We start from the raw sequence: 17,955 nt of genomic DNA on the forward strand, positions 1-17,955 counted from the left end.
TCGCGTCCCCAAGCCACGCCGCGCGCGCCGGGCCGGATCAGCGCGGCGTCGCCGGAGGATTGGGAGCCGGGTTGGCTCCAGCCGGCGTCGCGGTGCCGGTAGGCGTATCGCCCATCGTGGGGCGGTCGCGTTGGGGATCGGCCAGGCCGCGTTCGCGTTCGATCCTGCGCCAATTGGCGACGTTGCGATTATGCTGTTCGAGCGTCTCGGCGAAGGCATGGCCGCCAGTGCCGTCGGCGACAAAATAGACGTCGCGGCCACGCAGCGGATTGACCACCGCCTCCATCGCGGCCCGGCCGGGATTGGCGATCGGGGTCAGCGGCAGGCCGTCCATCTGATAGGTGTTGTAGGCCGTCTGCCGTTGGATATCGGCCTGGGTGATGCTGCGGCCGAGCGGGCCGCGGCCGAGCGTGATGCCATAGACGATGGTCGGGTCGGACTGCAGCCGCATGCGGCGGTTCAAACGATTGATGAACACGCTGGCGACGCGCGGCCGCTCATCGGCCCTGCCCGTCTCCTTCTCGACGATGGAAGCGAGAATGACCATTTCCTCGGGCGACCGGATCGGCAGGTCCGGCGCGCGCCGGGCCCAGATCTGCTGCATCGATCGCGTCTGCAGCGCGGCCATCTGGTCGATGATCTGCTGACGCGACGTGCCACGGGTAAATTTATAGGTCTCCGGCATCAGCGTGCCTTCCTTGGGAATGCGCGCGATATCGCCGGTCAGCACTTCGTTGTCGCGCAGCCGGCCGACGATCTGCTCGGATGTCAGACCCTCGGGGACGGTGATGCGGTATTCGATCGCCTTGCCTTCGATGATGATGGCCATGGCCTCGGCCATCGAGACCCGCTTGGGGAACAGATACTCGCCCCATTTCAGGTCGCCGCGGGCGCCGTAGAGCTGGGTCGCGGCCCAGAACAGCGTCTGCGAGGAAATGACGCCATTGCGATCGAGGATCTCGCCGATCTGCTCGGAGGTCGAGCCGCGCGCGATGAACACCGCGCGGTCCTGTTCGAGCGGCCCGGGCGATACGAACGCCTTGCGCCCGTAACTGAAGGCGATGAGGCCGCCGACCAGCAGCACGAGCGCCAGCGACAGGATCAGGTTGCCCAGAACCACCCATTGGTTGCGGACATGCCGCGATGCCGGCGGAGCCGGCGGGGCCGCCTCCGGCTCCAAGGCGGCACGGGGCGACTTGATGGCCGGACGGGAACCGTTCTGGACCGGACCGAGCCCGGGGGAATCGCTCATCACGCTAGCTCTGAATCGATGCTGTCACATCACTAACCAACTGATGCGAAGCGAATGTGGCGAAAGGCGGGTGGGGTTTGCAGGCAAACTGGATCGATCCGCGATCGATACCCAGCGCGCCCCCAAGGTCCGCCCCCGAGTCGGCCAAGTCTACCGCATTTTCCTCGGGCGCGGGCCAAGGCCGCGCCCGGCGCGACAATTGGTCAGGCCGCGGCGCGGAAGATCAGGGAGGCATTGGTGCCGCCGAAGCCGAAGGAATTCGACAGGACGGTTTCGATCGAACGCTTGCGCGCCTGGTGCGGCACCAGATCCATCACCGTGTCGACCGACGGGTTGTCGAGATTGAGCGTCGGCGGGGCGATCTGGTCGCGAATCGCCAGCACCGAGAAGATCGCCTCGACCGCCCCGGCGGCGCCCAGCAGATGGCCGATCGACGACTTGGTCGAGGACATCGAAATCTTCGAGGCGGCATTGCCGACGACGCGCTCGACGGCGGCGAGTTCAATGCCGTCCGCCATGGTCGAGGTGCCATGGGCATTGATATAGTCGATATCGGCCGGCGCGATGCCGGCCCGCTTGATCGCGGCCTGCATGCAGCGATAGGCGCCGTCGCCGTCCTCGGCGGGCGCCGTGATGTGATGGGCGTCGCCCGAAAGGCCGTAGCCGATCACCTCGGCATAGATCTTGGCGCCGCGCGCCTTGGCATGCTCATAGGCCTCGAGCACGACCACGCCGGCGCCCTCGCCCATGACGAAGCCGTCGCGGTCGCGGTCATAGGGGCGCGACGCACGGGTCGGTTCGTCGTTGAACGCGGTGCACAGGGCGCGGCAGGCCGAGAAGCCGGCCAGCGACAGCCTGCTAACCGGCGATTCGGTGCCGCCGGCGACCATGACGTCGGCATCACCGAAAGCGACCAGGCGGGCCGCGTCGCCGATCGCATGGGCGCCGGTCGAACAGGCGGTGACGACGGCGTGATTCGGCCCCTTGAGACCGTGCAGGATCGAGACGTAGCCGCCGGCGAGATTGATCAGCCGGCCGGGAATGAAGAAAGGCGAAATGCGCCGCGGGCCCTTTTCCTTGAGGATCAGGGACGCCTCGGCGATGCCGTCGATGCCGCCGATGCCGGAGCCGATCAGGACGCCGGTGGAAATCTGTTCTTCGCGGGTCTTGGGATGCCAGCCGGCATCGTCGAGCGCCTGGGTCGCGGCGGACATGGCGAAGATGATGAAGTCGTCGACCTTGCGCTGCTCCTTCGGCTCCATCCAATCGTCGGGATTGAACGTGCCGGCGGTGCCGTCGCCGCGCGGTATCATGCAGGCGATCTTGGCGGCGATGTCTGAAACGTCGAAGTGTTCGACCTTGCGCGCGGCATTGTCGCCTTTGACGAGCCTTGCCCAGGTCGTCTCGGCTCCGCATCCAAGCGGAGATACGACACCCACGCCGGTCACCACTACACGCCGCATCATCGCCTCACCCGTTGCCTTTTCCCACACCCTATCTCCTGAACGAAAGGCCGGAGGCGTTCAACGCTCTCCGGCCCCTCGAACATCGATTTATTTGGTCCAACAGCGCGTCAAATCAGGCGCTGGCGGCCTTCTCGAGGAATTTCACCGCGTCGCCGACGGTGAGAATCGTCTCGGCCGCGTCATCCGGGATCTCGACCCCGAACTCTTCCTCGAACGCCATGACGAGCTCGACGGTGTCGAGGCTGTCGGCACCCAGGTCGTCGATGAAGCTCGCGGCCGGGACCACTTTCTCGGCATCGACGCCGAGCTGCTCGACGACGATCTTCTTCACGCGGTCAGCGATATCGCTCATAAGTTTATCCTCGTTCCATCCGACGATAAGGCACCGCCCACGATGGGACGCGGTGTGCGGCATTCAGGATTGGTGATGGCGGGCCGCTCCGCCGTGAATCTGGATCGTCTCGGGAAGGCCCCCTGCCCGAACCGTAGGGCTCTCTAACACAGGCCTAACGGTTTTGCCAGCGCGCCTCCGAAACGGCGAAATACGTAATTATATCATGGCCATGCCACCGTTGACGTGAAGCGTCTGACCGGTGACGTAAGCGGCTTCTTCCGACGCGAGATAGACAACGGCGGCCGCGATTTCATTTGCCTTGCCGAGCCGGCCGGCCGGAACCCGCGTCAGGATGGTCTCCTTCTGCTTGTCGTTCAGGACATCCGTCATGGCGGTTTCGATGAAACCGGGGGCTACGCAGTTGACCGTGACGTTGCGGCTCGCGACCTCGGCGGCAAGCGCTTTCGACATGCCGATAATGCCGGCTTTGGACGCGGCATAGTTGCCCTGGCCGGGATTGCCGGTGACGCCGACCACCGAGGTGATCGAAACGATCCGGCCCCAGCGCTTGCGCATCATCAGCTTGGTCGCGGCGCGGGTCAGGCGAAAGCTGGCGCTCAGATTGACCGCGATCACCTGGTCCCACTCCTCATCCTTCATCCGGATGAACAGATTATCGCGGGTGATGCCGGCGTTATTCACAAGAATATCGAGCTGGCCCATGGCCTTCTCGGCCGCGGGAACCAAAGCCTCGACCTCCTCGATCGACGACAGGTTGGTCGGCAGCACGTGGACGCGTTCGCCCAGGGTCGCCGCCAGCTCGTCGAGCTTTTCCCGGCGCGTGCCCGAGAGCGCCACCGTCGCGCCGCGGGCGTGAAGGGCTGCCGCCACCGCGCCGCCGATGCCGCCGGTCGCGCCGGTGACGAGTGCCGTCTTGCCTGTCAGATCGAACATGGAAGCACCTCTTATCCGCGCGAAGCCTTGAAGGCGGCGATGTCGTCGGGCGAGCCGATGGCGGTGCCGGTGGCACCGTCGGCGATGCGCTTGACCAGGCCGGAGAGCACCTTGCCCGCGCCGATCTCGTAGAACGTGGTGACGCCGAGCCCGGCCATGGCCGCCACGCATTCGCGCCAGCGCACCGTGCCGGTGACCTGCTCGATCAGCCGCCTGGTGATTTCGGCGGGGTCGGAAATCGGCTGCGCCAGGACATTGGCGACGACGGGCACGACCGGGGCCTTGGCCGGCACCTTCGCCAGCGCCTCGGCCATGGCCTCGGCCGCGGGCTGCATCAGGGCGCAATGGAACGGCGCGGAAACGGGAAGCGGAATGGCGCGCTTGGCGCCGCGCGCCTTGGCCAGCTCACAGGCGCGCTCGACCGCCGCCTTGTGGCCGGAAATGACCACCTGGCCGCCGCCGTTGTCATTGGCGGCCTGGCAGACCTGGCCTTCCGCCGCGTCGGCGGCGACCGTGACCACGGCATCGAAGTCCAGGCCGAGAATGGCGGCCATGGCGCCGACACCGACCGGGGTGGCCGCCTGCATCGCCTTGCCGCGGATGCGCAGGAGGCGCGCCGCGTCGCCGATCGAGAAGCTGCCGGCGGCGGCAAGCGCCGAATATTCGCCGAGCGAATGGCCGGCGACATAGGCAACGTCGCGGGCGAGGTTCAGGCCGGCTTCGGCTTCGAGCGCGCGAAGGGTGCCGAGCGAGACCGCCATCAGGGCCGGCTGGGCGTTCTCGGTCAGCGTCAGCGTCTCGATCGGGCCGTCCCAGATGGTCGCCGACAGTTTTTCACCGAGCGCGTCGTCGACTTCGGCAAAGACCGCGCGGGCGGCGGGAAAGGCATCGGCCAGGGCCTTGCCCATGCCGACAGCCTGGCTGCCCTGGCCAGGAAAGGTGAAAGCAATGGTCATGGAACCCTCGCGCGCCGCTTCGAAGTGGCGGCGAACTCGCATCGGGTCGCTCAAGAGTCAAGCACAACCACCCGGCGATCGGCCCGGGCGGTGGAAAGATCAGACGTCCTGCGGCGTTTTCGGCTTGCTTCGGAAGCTCTGGAAGAACTGCTTGAACGGCACGATGATCTGGCCGGCGAAGTCCTTCGGGAAGTCCGGGTCGAAAGTGCCGTATTCCTGGGGCAGCTTGCCCTGGGGCATGTAGAACGTACCGAACATGACATCCCAGAAGGCGAAGGTCGGGGCATAGTTCATCATGCCGCCATCGTCGGGATGACTGTGATGCCAGCGGTGGAAGACCGGCGTCGCGACCACGTATTTGAGCGGCCCGAGCGTCCACTTCAGATTGCTGTGCACGAAGGCCGCCGTGATGATGTCGAACGGCACCAGGGCGACCATGACCACCGGCGACACGCCCAGGCCGATCATGATGAGGCTGACCAGTGTCGGCCCCAGAAGCGTATTGACCGGGTGGAACCGATAGGCGGAGGTCCAGTCGACGTCCTCGGACGAATGATGCACCGCGTGAAACGGCCAGAGGTGCATGCCGTGAAACAGCCGGTGGCTCCAGTACAGCAGAAAATCCGTCGCCAGCAGATAGAAGATCGCCTGCCCCCAGAGCGGCAGGTGACTGACCGGGCCACGGCCGTTCTGCATGAAGTCGAGGATGTCGTCGTCGCTGACCGAGCCGCGCGCGAGCGCCACGACCAGGATGATCAGGCAGATGCGCAGATAGGGCATCACGATCGGCAGGATCAGGCCGTATTCGGCATCGGTGAGCAGGCCGCGGTTTTTCCACCAGGGTTTGCCGGGATTGCAGGTCTGGCTGGAAAAGATGGCGAGCACGGTGAACATGGCGGCAAGGCCGAGCGCCCAGGGCAGCTGGGCCGCCAGCACTTCGCCGAGCCGCGCGATGATCGCCCAAAGGATATCCATGAGCCCGTCGTCCTTGCCTGATGCAACCGGCCAATTGAAGCGCAGCCTCGTTAAGATGCCGTTAGGGAGCGGGCTTCCGGGCGGGGCGGTTTTTTAAACAAGCGGTGTTAGGCAGGTCCGTCGCCTTCGAGAGATCCGCGGAGAAACCGATTGTTCGCTCGCCTGTCGTCCCGGCTTGCGCTGGTGGCCGTCCTGGTCGTCGGGCTCGGCACCGGCAACGCCGTGCTGACGCTGGGCACGCCTGTGCCGCAGACGACGATGATGCAGGACATGACCTGGATGGAAGTGATGAGCGCCATCCAGCACGGCTCCACCACGGTCATCGTGCCGACCGGCGGCGTCGAGCAGAACGGCCCCCATATGATCCTGAACAAGCATGACCATATTGTCGGCCACGCGGCCCGTGTGATCGCCGGCAATCTCGGCCGGACCCTGGTCGCGCCGGTCGTCTCCTTCGTGCCGCAGGGCGACTACGCGCCGCCGACCGACAACATGCAGCTTCCCGGCACGATCGGCCTGCGCGAGCCTGTCTTCGAGCAATTGCTCGACGGCATCGCCCGCAGCCTCAAGGCGGCGGGCTTCAGGACCATCCTGTTCATCGGCGATCACGGGCCGAGCCAGGCGACCCAGGCCAGGGTCGCCGCGGCGCTCAGCCGGGAATGGGCGGGCGACGGCGTGCTGGTCGCCCAGATCGAGCGCTACTACGAGGACGACGCGCAGAACAAGCTGCTCGTGGCCCAGGGCGAGAGCGCGGCGACGATCGGCTTTCATGCCGGCCTGATCGACACGTCGGAACTGATGGCGGTGCATCCGTCAGGGGTCATGCTCGACCGCTTGCAGGGCCTGCCCGGCAGCCTGCGCCAGATGGGCGCGAGCGGCGATCCGAGCCGTGCCTCGCCGGCCCGCGGCGCGGCGCTTCTGGCGATCCGGATCGACGCCGCGACCGCCCAGATCAGGGCGATCCTGGCCGGCCGCTGAGGCTGGCCGGCCGGCCTCGCCATCCAGGCGTCGCTCCGACAGGCAAGACGTGGATGGCCGTGACAAGCACGGCCATGACGCGATGGAGACCGGCGCGCCCTCGGTTGCCGGCGGATATGCGCTGGCCGGGCTTGTCCCGGCCATCCAAGTCTTCGCTTCAACAACACGACGAGCCCGGTCGCAACGAGCCCGCCGGCCGTGCCTTGCGACGTCACGCTCAATTACGCTATGTTATATCATAACATTTCTTGGAGCGCTCATGCCGCCGGCCAAATCCGACACCCGCCTGCCCGTCACCGTGCTCTCCGGCTTCCTCGGCGCGGGCAAGACCACCTTGCTCAACCACATCCTGAACAACCGCGAGGGGCGCCGGGTGGCGGTCATCGTCAACGACATGTCGGAGGTGAATATCGATGCCGATCTCGTCCGCGACGGCGGCGCCAACCTGTCGCGCACCGACGAGCGGCTGGTCGAGATGACCAATGGCTGCATCTGCTGCACGCTGCGCGACGATCTCCTCAGCGAGGTCAGGCAACTCGCCGAGACCGGCAAATATGACTACCTGCTGATCGAAGGCACCGGCATCGCCGAACCCTTGCCGATCGCGGCGACCTTCTCGTTCCGATCGGAAGAAGGTGACGCCCTGGAGGATATCGCCCGGCTCGACTGCATGGTGACCGTGGTCGATGCGATCAATCTGGTGAAGGATTTCAGCGGCCATGACGTACTGGCCGATCGGGGCGAGACCGCGGGCGACGGCGACGACCGGACCCTGGCCGACCTCCTGACCGACCAGATCGAGTTTGCCGACGTGGTGGTCATCAACAAGACGTCCGATGTCGGCCGCGGGCAACTGGCCCTGGTCGAGAAGGTCGTGCGCGCGCTCAACCCCGACGCCTTGGTCATCAAGACCGATTTCGCCAAGGTCGCGCTCGCCGACGTCCTCGATACCGGCCGCTTCGACAAGGATGCCGCCGAAACCCATCCGCTGTGGGCGAAGGAGCTCTATGGCTTCAAGGATCATGTCCCGGAAACCGAGGAATACGGCATTTCCTCCTTCGTCTATCGTGCCGCCCGCCCCTTCGACCCCATGACGTTCGATGCCTTCCTGAAGGCGACCTGGCCCGGGCTGATCCGCGCCAAGGGGCATTTCTGGCTGGCGACGCGACCGAACTGGTGCGGTGAGCTGTCGATCGCCGGCGCGGTCTGCCGCACCTCCGCCATGGGGTTCTGGTGGGCCGCCGTGCCCAAGGCGCGCTGGCCGGACAGCGATGAATGGCGGACCATGCTGAAACGGCACTGGCACCCGGTCTATGGCGACCGGCGCCAGGAGCTGGTGTTCATCGGCACGGGCGTCGATGAAGAACGCATGCGCGCGGCGCTCGACGACTGCCTGGTCGGCCGGGCCTCAGCGACACGGTTCGACGCCGCCGAGCATGCCGGGCTCGCCGATCCCTTCCCGGCCTGGCGCAGCGAGGCCGACGCCGCGTGAGATGCCCGGCGAAGAGAGCCGTGGACGACAAGGCGAACGCCACAGGCCTGTCGCTGCGTCTTGGCCGGGCTTGTCCCGGCCATCCACGACTTCGTTTGGCGAGGCCCAAAAAGGTCGATTATGAAGGAAGGGGCGCGGACCGGCCAAGACGCAGTGAGGGCATGATGTTGCAGGGTGCCCTCGCCGGCTCGGTCCCGCTGGCCGCATCTTTCTCCCGCGAGGCCCCTCGAGCGCCTTTTGCGGCTTTACCCTTGAACCCCCGGCGTTTTCGCGTATAAGGCCGCCTTCGCTTTGATCGGCTGGTGGCTGAACGGGTGGCAGGCTTGCCTGCAGAGGACCTTTAAAACCCTCGTCATCCGGTGTCTCCGCCTTCGAGAATTCTGTCGGGCCTGTCCAGGGCTTGAGGGGCTTCGCGCCGAGCAAGCGTCATTTCGAACGAGGAGACAGGCCGAATGCCTCTCTATGAACACGTATTCCTGGCGCGCCAGGATGTCACTGCGCAGCAGGCCGAAGCGCTTGCGACGCAGTACAAGGACGTCATCGAAGCCAATGGCGGCTCGGTTGCCAAGACCGAGTCCTGGGGCTTGAAGTCGATCGCGTTCCGGATCCGCAAGAACCGCAAGGCCCACTACACGCTGATGAACATCGACGCGCCGCACGCAGCGGTCGCCGAGATGGAGCGCCAGATGTCGATCAACGAAGACATCCTGCGCTTCATGACCATCAAGGTGGAGGCTCTCGAGGAGGGCCAGTCGGCCATGCTGCAGAAGCGTGACCGCGACGACCGCGGCGAGCGCGGCTTCGGCGATCGCGGCTTCGGTGGCGGCGGCGGCTTCGGCGGCGGCCGTGACCGTGGATTTGGCGGCGGCGGTGGTGACCGCAGCGGTGGCGGCGGTGCCCGCCGTTTTCGTGACCGGGACGGCGGCGACGTCGAAGCCGGTGCCGAAGCCGTTGTGACGGAGGAGTGAGCATGACGTCCGCATCGACCTCGACCGGTGGCGGCGCCCGCCGTCCCTTCTTCCGCCGTCGCAAGACCTGCCCGTTCTCCGGCCCGAATGCTCCGGTGATCGACTACAAGGACGTGCGCCTGCTGCAGCGCTACATTTCCGAGCGCGGCAAGATCGTGCCGTCGCGCATCACGGCGGTCTCCGCCAAGAAGCAGCGCGAGCTCGCCCAGGCGATCAAGCGCGCCCGCTTCCTCGGCCTTCTGCCCTACGTGATCAAGTGATCACGTGATCAAGCAACGCGATCAGTCGATCGCGTCCTGAGATTGCCGGTGGGACGGCCAACGCCCCACCGGTTCTGCCAAGTTGACTATTGATCGTCGGCCGGACGGATGAACCGTCGCGGCTGAAGTTGGGGTGAAGCCCCCTAACCCTCGGGATCGAGCGGGACAGCTGACGATGGGACCGACCCTCGCCATTGCTTTCGGCGCCGGACTGGCGTCCGCCCTCCTCTTCGCGACACTCGCGTCGGGGAACCCGCTGGCTATCGTCCTGTTCTATTTCGCGGCCCTGCCCGTGCTGATCGCAGGCCTCGGCTGGGGCCACTATGCCGGCGCCTTCGCCAGCACGATCGGCGCGCTCGCCCTGTCGCTGGCGCTGCGCTCGCAGCTCGGCCTGTTCTTCTTCTTCTCCATCGGCCTGCCCGCCTGGGTCCTGGCCTATCTCGCGCTCACCACGCGCGCCGCGCCGACCGCCGCCGATCCGCAAGCCGTGGAATGGTGCCCGCCGGGCCTGTTGCTGTCGGCCATCGGCGTCGGCGCGGTGGCCCTCACCCTGTTCGGCATGGCGGTGCTGTTCGGTTTCGATTTCGAAGCCTATCAGACATCGCTGCGCGCCGCCGTCGACCAGACGCTGCGCCAGATGACCTCGGTCGACGGCGAGACGCAGGCCATGCTGGCGGCCTTCATGACCGCGGCCGTGCCGGTCGCCGCCGCCATCGTCTGGACCCTGGTCACGGCGCTCAACCTGTTCGTCGCCGGCCGGATCGTTCGTGCCTCGGGCAAGCTCGTGCGGCCCTGGCCGGACCTGCCGTCGATGCGGCTGCCGCGCTGGACCGCCGTCGCCCTGCTCGCGGGAACCCTGGCATCGTTCGCCACCGGCATCGTCGGCCATGTCGGCATCATCGTGACGGCCGTGGGCCTGGCGGTGTTCGCGCTGGCCGGCTACGCGCTCGCCCATGACGTGACGCGCGGCTGGAGCATGCGCGGTTTCGCGCTCGGCCTCCTCTACGCCCTGACCTTCATCATCGGCTGGCCGATGATCTTCGTTGCACTCGCCGGCCTCGCCGACGTGCTTTTCAACCTGAGGGACAAGCGCCAGGCGCCGCCCTCGGCTCCCTCCAACACATGACATGCACCTGACACCACAAGGAGATTGAACATGGACGTGATTCTGCTGCAGCGCGTGGCCAAGCTTGGCCAGATGGGCGAAGTCGTGAAGGTGAAGCCGGGCTATGCCCGGAACTACCTGCTGACCCAGGGCAAGGCGCTCCGCGCGACCGAGACCAACCGCAAGAAGTTCGAGACCATGAAGGTCCAGCTCGAGGCGCATAACCTCGAACTGAAGAAGGATGCCGAAGGCGTCGCCGCACAGCTCGACGGCACCACCTATGTGATCATCCGCCAGGCCGGCGAGACCGGTCACCTCTACGGATCGGTGTCGGCCCGCGATCTCGCCGAGGCGATCACCGAGGGCGGCGTGACCGTGGCGCGCGCCATGATCCAGCTCGACAGCCCGATCAAGGCCATCGGCCTGCACAAGGTGACGATCGCCCTGCACCCGGAAGTCGACGCTCATGTGACCGTCAACGTCGCCCGTTCGGTCGGCGAGGCCGAGCGCCAGACCCATGGCGAGGACCTGACCCAGCGCGCCGAAGAGCCGACCTTCGAAACCTTCAATCCGGAAGAGTTCATGGATGCCGGCGAGGCCGGCCAGAACGAGGGCTGAGCCCGTCCGATCAAGGCCGGCTGCCCGCGCGGCGGCCGGCCGCCCATGCAAAAACGCCCGGCTGCGAAGCCGGGCGTTTTTTGTTGGGGCCGGTGGGCGCGAGACGCGCCCCCCGCCTCGAACAGGGTGAGATCAATAGCGAGCGACGATCGGCTCGACGGCGACCGGCGGCGAACCGAAGAGGTAGCTGATGCCGACCCGAACCGCATGGGTCTCGATACGGTTGCTGATGTCGGAGGCGTTGGCGTTGATCGCGCAGGCGTCCTGGGCGTAGCAGTTGCGCGAGCCGTAATTGGTGTAGCGGTACTCGAGACGGGCCGACCAGTTATACGAGAACTTGTGCTCGATGCCGGCGCCGATCGTCCAGCCGACGCGCGTCGAGGTGTATTTCACGACATGGCCGACAAAGCCCTGGCAATCGTTGAGAACGGTACAAGCCTTGAAGTTGCCGAAGGCAAAACCACCGGTCACGTAGAACAGGGTCTTGACGTTGTGCACCCAGCCGAGGCGGGCACGCACCGAACCCTGCCAGTTCGAGCGGAGCCGCTGCTGATAGTGGTTGCCTTGGCCGAAATCGGGGTTGGAATTGTACCAGGACGACTGGATCGCCGACATCGGGCCTTCGAAATCGGCCTCGACGCCGAACAGAACCTGATTGAACAGGCGCTGATAGCCGGCATGCAGGCCGTAGCTGAAGCCGGTCTTGGCGAAGTCGTAGTCGAAATCGTAGTGCTGCACGCCGTTGCCGTCGGGCCGGGTCGAGTTGCTCGAGTCGCTGTGCGAACCCCAGTTGCGCTGGGACTGCAGGCCGACCTGGCCGCCGATATAGAAGCCGCTCCACTTGTCGACATAGTCGGGAGCCGCGGCAATGACTTCCGAACCTCGGAGCGCCGCTCCGCCGAGATCGGCCGCCTTCGCACCGAATGTGAGGGCCGCTAAGGCGACCATGGGTAATGCGACACGCTTGAACATGGGAGCGCCCCTTCACGAATGAGTAACCGCTTGTGCGGATTGCAAAGGGATCGCACGGCAGAGTTAACGTTGGGTTTCCGCGCTAGGTAAAAAGTTGATTTCACCGCGACATCTATGGGGTCTGGGCCGATTTCTTGCCCAGGGCTTGCGCCTGGGCGGAGACGGCGAGTCGACGGGATGCCGGCCGGCCAGTGTCAATCACCAAAGCGTTTCTTTTCCGTGCCTGTGAGAATCGGGGACATTGGGGCTCTGTCGGCGCCCGGCGGAAAAGCCTTCGCATCGGGCGCTCCAAGCCTGCTAGAGACGGGGTCCCCCGAAGCCAGCTGTCGAAACCTGAAGCAATGTCCGCCCTGCCCGCCCTAGTCCCCGTCGGCGCCGCCGAACCGGCGTACCGCCAGGCCCCGCACAATATCGAGGCCGAGCAGGCGCTGCTGGGCGCGATCCTGGTCAATAACGAGGCGTTCTACCGGGTCGCCGACTTTCTCGAGGCGAAGCATTATTTCGATCCGCTGCACCAGAAGATCTACGAGACCACGGCATCGCTGATTCGCGGCGGCAAGATCGCCACGCCGGTCACGCTCAAGACCTTCCTGGATCCGGCGCTCGACATCGGCGGATTGACGATCGTTCAATATCTCGGGCGCCTGGCGGCCGAGGCGACCACCATCATCAATGCCGAGGACTATGGCCGCTCGATCTACGATCTGGCGATCCGCCGGGATCTGATCCAGATCGGCGAGGGCATGGTCAATGTCGCTTATGACGCCCCCGTCGACATGCCGCCGCGCGCGCAGATCGAGGACGCCGAACGCAACCTGTTCTCGCTGGCCGAGAGCGGGCGTTACGACGGCGGCTTCAAGCGCTTCACCGACGCGGTGGCGCGTGCCCTCGACATGGCGGGCCAAGCCTATCAGCGCGATGGCCACCTGTCGGGCATCTCCACCGGCTTGCGCGACCTCGACAAGACGCTCGGCGGCATGCAGCCCTCCGATCTCGTGGTGCTCGCCGGCCGCCCCGCCATGGGCAAGACCGCGCTCGCCACCAATATCGCCTTCAACATCGCCAAGGCCTACAAGTTCGAGGTCGAGGCCGACGGCACGCACAAGACCACCAATGGCGGCATTGTCGGCTTCTTCTCGCTGGAAATGAGCGCCGACCAGCTGGCCACCCGTATCGTGGCCGAGCAGGCGCAGATCTCCTCCTACAAGATCCGCCGCGGCGACATCCAGGAGGACGAATTCTACCGGCTGACCGAGGCCGCCCGCGAGATCCAGGCGATTCCCTTCTACATCGACGATACCGGCGGCCTGTCGATCTCGCAGCTGACCGCCCGTGCCCGCCGCCTGAAACGCCAGCGCGGGCTCGATTTCATGGTGGTCGATTATCTCCAGCTCCTGTCCGGCTCGTCGAAGAACAACCAGAACCGCGTGCAGGAGCTGACCGAGATCACCACCGGCATGAAGGCGCTGGCCAAGGAGCTGAACGTGCCGATCCTGGCGCTGTCGCAGCTGTCGCGCCAGGTCGAGGCGCGCGACGACAAGCGCCCGCAGCTCGCCGATCTGCGCGAATCGGGGTCGATCGAGCAGGACGCCGACGCCGTGCTGTTCGTGTTCCGCGAAGAATATTACATCCAGAACCGCGAGCCGAAGCCGGGCACGGAAGAGCATATCAAGTGGCGCGACGAAATGGCCCGGCTGCACGGCAAGGCCGAAGTGATCGTCGGCAAGCAGCGTCACGGACCGACCGGCACGGTTACGCTGCAATTCGAGGCCAATGTCACGCGCTTCTCGGATCTCGCCGAGGAGGATCATTTGCCCCAGAGGCTGGAATAGAGGCTGGAACAGCACGATGAGCGGGGCATTCCACGTGCCGGCGGATGAGGCCGGCGCACGCTTGACGATCGATCTCGGCGCCATCCAGCGCAATTATCGTGCTCTGACGGCCATGACGGCAGGAGCCGAATGCGCCGCCGTGGTCAAGGCCGACGCCTATGGCACCGGCATCGAGGCGACCGGACCGGCGCTGGCGGCCGCCGGCGCGCGCACCTTCTTCGTCGCGCACCTCTCCGAGGCCAGGCGACTGCGTGCCGTGCTGCCGGGCGCGGTCATCTATGTCCTGAACGGCCTGTTCGGCGAGGCGCTCGCCACCTATGCCGATCATGCGCTTCGGCCGGTGCTGGGCAGCCGCGACGAGATCGAGATCTTCAGTGCCTTCTGCGCCGCGACGGGCAAGCGCTGGCCGGCCGCCGTCCATGTCGATACCGGCATGAACCGGCTCGGCCTCGACCTCGCCGAGGCGGCCCTGCTGGCCGAGCCCGGCCCGCACGCGCTGGCCTTCGAGCCGGCGCTGCTGATGAGCCATTTCGCCTGCGCCGACGAGCCGGGCCACCCGCTGACGGCGCGCCAGATCGATCGCTTCGCGCAACTGCGCGGGCTGTTTCCGGGCGTCGCCGGCTCGCTCGCCAATTCCGCCGGCTGCACCATGGCCGCGGCCCGCCATGACCTCGCCCGGCCGGGCATCGCGCTTTATGGCGCTCGCTTCTCCGCCGGACGCGACCCGCTCGAGCCGGTGGTCCGCCTTCAGGCGCCGCTCGTCCAGGTCCGCGACGTCAGGGCCGGCGACGCGGTCGGTTATGGCGCGACCTGGACCGCCGCCAGGCCGAGCCGTATCGGCATCGTGTCGGTGGGCTATGCCGACGGCTATCTGCGCGCCGCCGGTTCCGTGGACCGCAATGTCCGGGCCAAGGTCCGTGTCAATGGCGCGACCTGCCCGCTCGCCGGGCGGGTCTCGATGGACTTGATCGCGATCGACCTCACCGAGGCCGGCCCAGTCAAGCGCGGCGACCTCGTCACCCTTCTCGGGGACGGCATCGGCGTCGACGAGGTCGCCGAGGTCGCCGGCACGATCGGCTACGAAATGCTGACCAGCCTTGGGCGACGCTATAACAGGCGTTATACCGGAGACTGATTCCAGCTCACGCAGGCTCCATGGCGCGCACCGTCACCTCTTTCGTCTGTCAGTCCTGCGGCGCCAGCTATGGCCGCTGGCAGGGCAAATGCGAGAGCTGCGGCGCCTGGAACACGATCGCCGAGGAAAGCGTCGCCACGACCGGCGTCGGCGGCGCGCCGGCCAAGGGCGGCGCCAAGAAAGGCCGGACCTTCGCGCTGGCCGGCCTCGACGGCGTCAATGATCAGGCGCCGCGCACCGAGACCCAGGTCGGCGAGCTCGACCGGGTGTTCGGCGGTGGCCTGGTCAAAGGCTCGGTGATCCTGATCGGCGGCGATCCCGGCATCGGCAAGTCGACACTGCTGATCCAAGCCTCGGCCCGGCTCGCGCGCATGGGCCACCGTGTCGTCTATATCTCCGGCGAAGAGGCGGTCGGCCAGGTTCGGCTGCGCGCCGAGCGGCTCGGCCTGACGGCCTCGCCGGTCGAGCTCGCCGCCGAGACCAATGTCGAGGATATCGTCGCGACCCTGTCGGAAGGCGGCACGCCGCGGCTGGTGGTGATCGATTCGATCCAGACCATGTGGACCGACAAGGTGGAGAGCGCGCCGGGCACGGTCAGCCAGGTGCGCTCGGCTGCCCAGGTGCTGATCCGCTACGCCAAGAAGTCCGGCGCGGCGGTGATCCTCGTCGGCCACGTCACCAAGGACGGCCAGATCGCCGGCCCGCGCGTCGTCGAGCACATGGTCGACGCGGTGATGAGCTTCGAGGGCGAAGGCGGCCACCATTTCCGCATCCTGCGCGCGGTGAAGAACCGTTTCGGCCCGACCGACGAGATCGGTGTGTTCGAAATGACCGGCAAGGGCCTGCGCGAGGTGCCGAATCCGTCGGAACTGTTTCTCGCCGGCCGCGATCTCGGCGCGCCCGGCACGGCGGTGTTCGCCGGCATGGAGGGCACGAGGCCGGTGCTGGTCGAGATCCAGGCCCTGGTCGCGCCCTCGACGCTCGGCACGCCGCGCCGCGCGGTGGTCGGCTGGGACAATGCCCGCATGTCCATGGTGCTCGCCGTGCTCGACGCCCATTGCGGCGTCAGGCTCGGCAGCCACGACGTCTACCTGAACGTCGCCGGCGGCTTGAGGATCGCCGAGCCGGCCGCCGATCTGGCGGTCGCCGCGGCCCTGGTCTCCTCGCTGACCGGCGCCGTACTGCCGGCCGATGCGGTCTATTTCGGCGAGGTCAGCCTGTCCGGCGCGGTCCGGCCGGTGGCCCAGGCCGCCGCCCGCCTGAAAGAGGCCAAGAAACTCGGTTTCACCAAGGCGGTGATCCCGGAAGTGGCGCGCGGCGAACCGGCGGAGGCAGGTCTCGGCACCCATTCCGTGACCAACCTCTCGACACTGGTCGCCGATATCGCGGCCGCCGGCGTCGGCGCCCGCAAGCCCAAGGCGGTGGCCGGCGAGTAGAGGCGCCCGGATCGAGGGCTTCGTTTCGAGGCCAGGGCGGCGGGCACAAAGGCCGCTGCGGGCTGCCTTGCGAAGAACCAGACCGGAATTCGTGGGTGGCCGGGACAAGCCCGGCCAAGACGAAGCGCAGCGTCGCGGGAAGCGCGTGGGAGCCCGGCGTAGAGGACTCCCGCCCATGACCCAGGGCGGCGCAAAGCTCGCCGCATCGTCTTGCCCGGGCTCGTCCCGGGCATCCACGACTTGCGTCGACCGTGCCATCGGCACCCATCTCGCGCTGTTGCCGGGACGCGCCCTGATCATTGGTCGAGATGAATGGCGACCAGGTCCGAAATGGCGGCGACCGGACAGCAGAATTGCTTCCGCGATTTGCCTGTGGCTGACGGGGTGACGGCAGCCGCATGCCTCGCTATAAGCGCGTGATCGCGCGGCTTGATACGACTCGCGCCACTCGTTCTGCTTGCCCGGAGCCCTCCCCCGATGCCGGTCACCTATCTCGACATGGGCCTCGCCGCGATCATGCTGATTTCAGCGCTGCTCGCGATGGTCCGCGGTTTCGTCCGCGAGGTTCTGTCGATCGCCTCCTGGGGCCTGGCGGCGCTCGCCACCTGGTGGGCCTTCCCCCGGCTCTTGCCGCTCGCCCAGACCCAGGTGTCCAACGAGCTGGCCGCCAAGGCCATCGTCATCGCCGGTGTATTCCTCACCGTGCTGGTGGTCGTCTCGCTGATCACCATCCGCATCTCGGACGCCATTCTCGATTCGAAGATCGGCGTGCTCGACCGCACCCTCGGCTTCGCCTTCGGCCTGGCGCGCGGCCTGGTCATCGTGGTGGTCGCATTCGCCTTCTTCACCTGGCTGGTGCCCAGCACCAACCGGCCGGACTGGATCGCCAAGGCGAAATCCTACGCCCTCCTGGACAATACCAAGGACTGGCTGATCGAGAAATTGCCCCAGGACCTCGAAGGCTCGGATATCCTGCGGCGGCTCAATCGTTCGCAGCAGCCGGCCGCGGCGCCCGCCGACGGCACCGCGCCGCCGGCCGCGCCGGCAGCCCCTGGAGCGACGCCGCCGGCCCAGCCGCAGCGCCGGTCCTGAGACTGAGAACGTGGCCCGGCGGCGCATGGCCGCCGTGCATGGGGTGGAAAGGGTCTTTCTAACCGGCGCATCACCCCGCATATGACGTGACGGGGCGACGATCGGAGCCTTCGGAGCACTGAAGCGATCC

At 66.7% G+C, this 17,955-nt stretch carries 17 protein-coding genes; 10 read left to right on the forward strand and 7 right to left on the reverse strand.

Features of this window, described 5'->3' with window-relative positions; all coding sequences use genetic code 11:
• Window positions 1–37: 37 nt before the first annotated feature.
• The 6 genes from mltG to AC07WJ_RS19130 form a co-directional block, all read right to left on the reverse strand.
• A complete protein-coding gene (gene mltG, locus AC07WJ_RS19105; protein ID WP_494936198.1) occupies window positions 38–1,252 on the reverse strand; it encodes an endolytic transglycosylase MltG in 1,215 nt (404 codons plus the stop codon).
• Between the two features lie 203 nt (window positions 1,253–1,455).
• Window positions 1,456–2,715, reverse strand: a complete 1,260-nt coding sequence (gene fabF, locus AC07WJ_RS19110; RefSeq protein ID WP_494936260.1) for a beta-ketoacyl-ACP synthase II — start codon at window positions 2,713–2,715, stop codon at window positions 1,456–1,458.
• 115 nt (window positions 2,716–2,830) lie between these two features.
• The gene (locus tag AC07WJ_RS19115) at window positions 2,831–3,070 is read right to left on the reverse strand and encodes an acyl carrier protein (RefSeq protein WP_494936199.1); all 240 of its coding nucleotides are present in this window, start codon (window positions 3,068–3,070) and stop codon (window positions 2,831–2,833) included.
• Between the two features lie 198 nt (window positions 3,071–3,268).
• Window positions 3,269–4,006, reverse strand: a complete 738-nt coding sequence (gene fabG / locus AC07WJ_RS19120) for a 3-oxoacyl-[acyl-carrier-protein] reductase (RefSeq protein WP_494936200.1) — start codon at window positions 4,004–4,006, stop codon at window positions 3,269–3,271.
• A gap of 11 nt (window positions 4,007–4,017) precedes the next feature.
• Window positions 4,018–4,962 carry an ACP S-malonyltransferase gene (gene fabD / locus AC07WJ_RS19125; RefSeq protein WP_494936201.1) on the reverse strand — a complete coding sequence of 315 codons (945 nt, stop codon included), beginning with the start codon at window positions 4,960–4,962 and terminating at the stop codon, window positions 4,018–4,020.
• A gap of 99 nt (window positions 4,963–5,061) precedes the next feature.
• Entirely contained in the window at window positions 5,062–5,937 is an 876-nt protein-coding gene (locus AC07WJ_RS19130) for a sterol desaturase family protein (RefSeq protein WP_494936202.1), read from the reverse strand.
• Window positions 5,938–6,087: 150 nt separating this feature from the next.
• On the opposite strand from AC07WJ_RS19130, the gene AC07WJ_RS19135 reads away from it, so the two are divergent.
• The 6 genes from AC07WJ_RS19135 (at window position 6,088) to rplI (ending at window position 11,358) form a co-directional block, all read left to right on the forward strand.
• On the forward strand, window positions 6,088–6,915 hold the full coding sequence (locus AC07WJ_RS19135; RefSeq protein WP_494936203.1) for a creatininase family protein: 828 nt from the start codon (window positions 6,088–6,090) through the stop codon (window positions 6,913–6,915).
• A gap of 259 nt (window positions 6,916–7,174) precedes the next feature.
• The gene (locus tag AC07WJ_RS19140) at window positions 7,175–8,407 is read left to right on the forward strand and encodes a GTP-binding protein (protein ID WP_494936204.1); all 1,233 of its coding nucleotides are present in this window, start codon (window positions 7,175–7,177) and stop codon (window positions 8,405–8,407) included.
• A 452-nt stretch (window positions 8,408–8,859) separates the two neighbouring features.
• Entirely contained in the window at window positions 8,860–9,375 is a 516-nt protein-coding gene (gene rpsF, locus AC07WJ_RS19145) for a 30S ribosomal protein S6 (RefSeq protein ID WP_494936205.1), read from the forward strand.
• Window positions 9,376–9,377: 2 nt separating this feature from the next.
• Complete coding sequence (rpsR, locus tag AC07WJ_RS19150) at window positions 9,378–9,635, forward strand: 30S ribosomal protein S18 (protein ID WP_494936206.1); 258 nt, start codon at window positions 9,378–9,380, stop codon at window positions 9,633–9,635.
• A 175-nt stretch (window positions 9,636–9,810) separates the two neighbouring features.
• Entirely contained in the window at window positions 9,811–10,761 is a 951-nt protein-coding gene (locus tag AC07WJ_RS19155; RefSeq protein WP_494936207.1) for a DUF2232 domain-containing protein, read from the forward strand.
• Window positions 10,762–10,791: 30 nt separating this feature from the next.
• The gene (rplI, locus tag AC07WJ_RS19160) at window positions 10,792–11,358 is read left to right on the forward strand and encodes a 50S ribosomal protein L9 (protein ID WP_494936208.1); all 567 of its coding nucleotides are present in this window, start codon (window positions 10,792–10,794) and stop codon (window positions 11,356–11,358) included.
• 132 nt (window positions 11,359–11,490) lie between these two features.
• Here rplI and AC07WJ_RS19165 read toward each other — a convergent pair whose 3' ends face one another.
• Window positions 11,491–12,330: an outer membrane protein gene (locus tag AC07WJ_RS19165; RefSeq protein WP_494936209.1), complete on the reverse strand. Its 840-nt coding sequence runs from the start codon at window positions 12,328–12,330 to the stop codon at window positions 11,491–11,493.
• A 341-nt stretch (window positions 12,331–12,671) separates the two neighbouring features.
• On the opposite strand from AC07WJ_RS19165, the gene AC07WJ_RS19170 reads away from it, so the two are divergent.
• The 4 genes from AC07WJ_RS19170 to AC07WJ_RS19185 all read left to right on the forward strand — a co-directional run bounded on the left by AC07WJ_RS19170 (window position 12,672) and on the right by AC07WJ_RS19185 (window position 17,825).
• Window positions 12,672–14,162 carry a replicative DNA helicase gene (locus tag AC07WJ_RS19170; RefSeq protein ID WP_494936210.1) on the forward strand — a complete coding sequence of 497 codons (1,491 nt, stop codon included), beginning with the start codon at window positions 12,672–12,674 and terminating at the stop codon, window positions 14,160–14,162.
• Window positions 14,163–14,178: 16 nt separating this feature from the next.
• Window positions 14,179–15,297: an alanine racemase gene (gene alr, locus AC07WJ_RS19175; RefSeq protein ID WP_494936211.1), complete on the forward strand. Its 1,119-nt coding sequence runs from the start codon at window positions 14,179–14,181 to the stop codon at window positions 15,295–15,297.
• A 20-nt stretch (window positions 15,298–15,317) separates the two neighbouring features.
• Window positions 15,318–16,733, forward strand: coding sequence for a DNA repair protein RadA (radA, locus tag AC07WJ_RS19180; RefSeq protein ID WP_494936212.1), 1,416 nt, complete (start codon window positions 15,318–15,320; stop codon window positions 16,731–16,733).
• Between the two features lie 477 nt (window positions 16,734–17,210).
• Window positions 17,211–17,825, forward strand: coding sequence for a CvpA family protein (locus tag AC07WJ_RS19185; protein WP_494936213.1), 615 nt, complete (start codon window positions 17,211–17,213; stop codon window positions 17,823–17,825).
• The last annotated feature ends 130 nt before the right edge of the window (window positions 17,826–17,955 follow it).

It is taken from the genome of Phreatobacter sp. GW821-FHT04C01, from assembly GCF_059420385.1.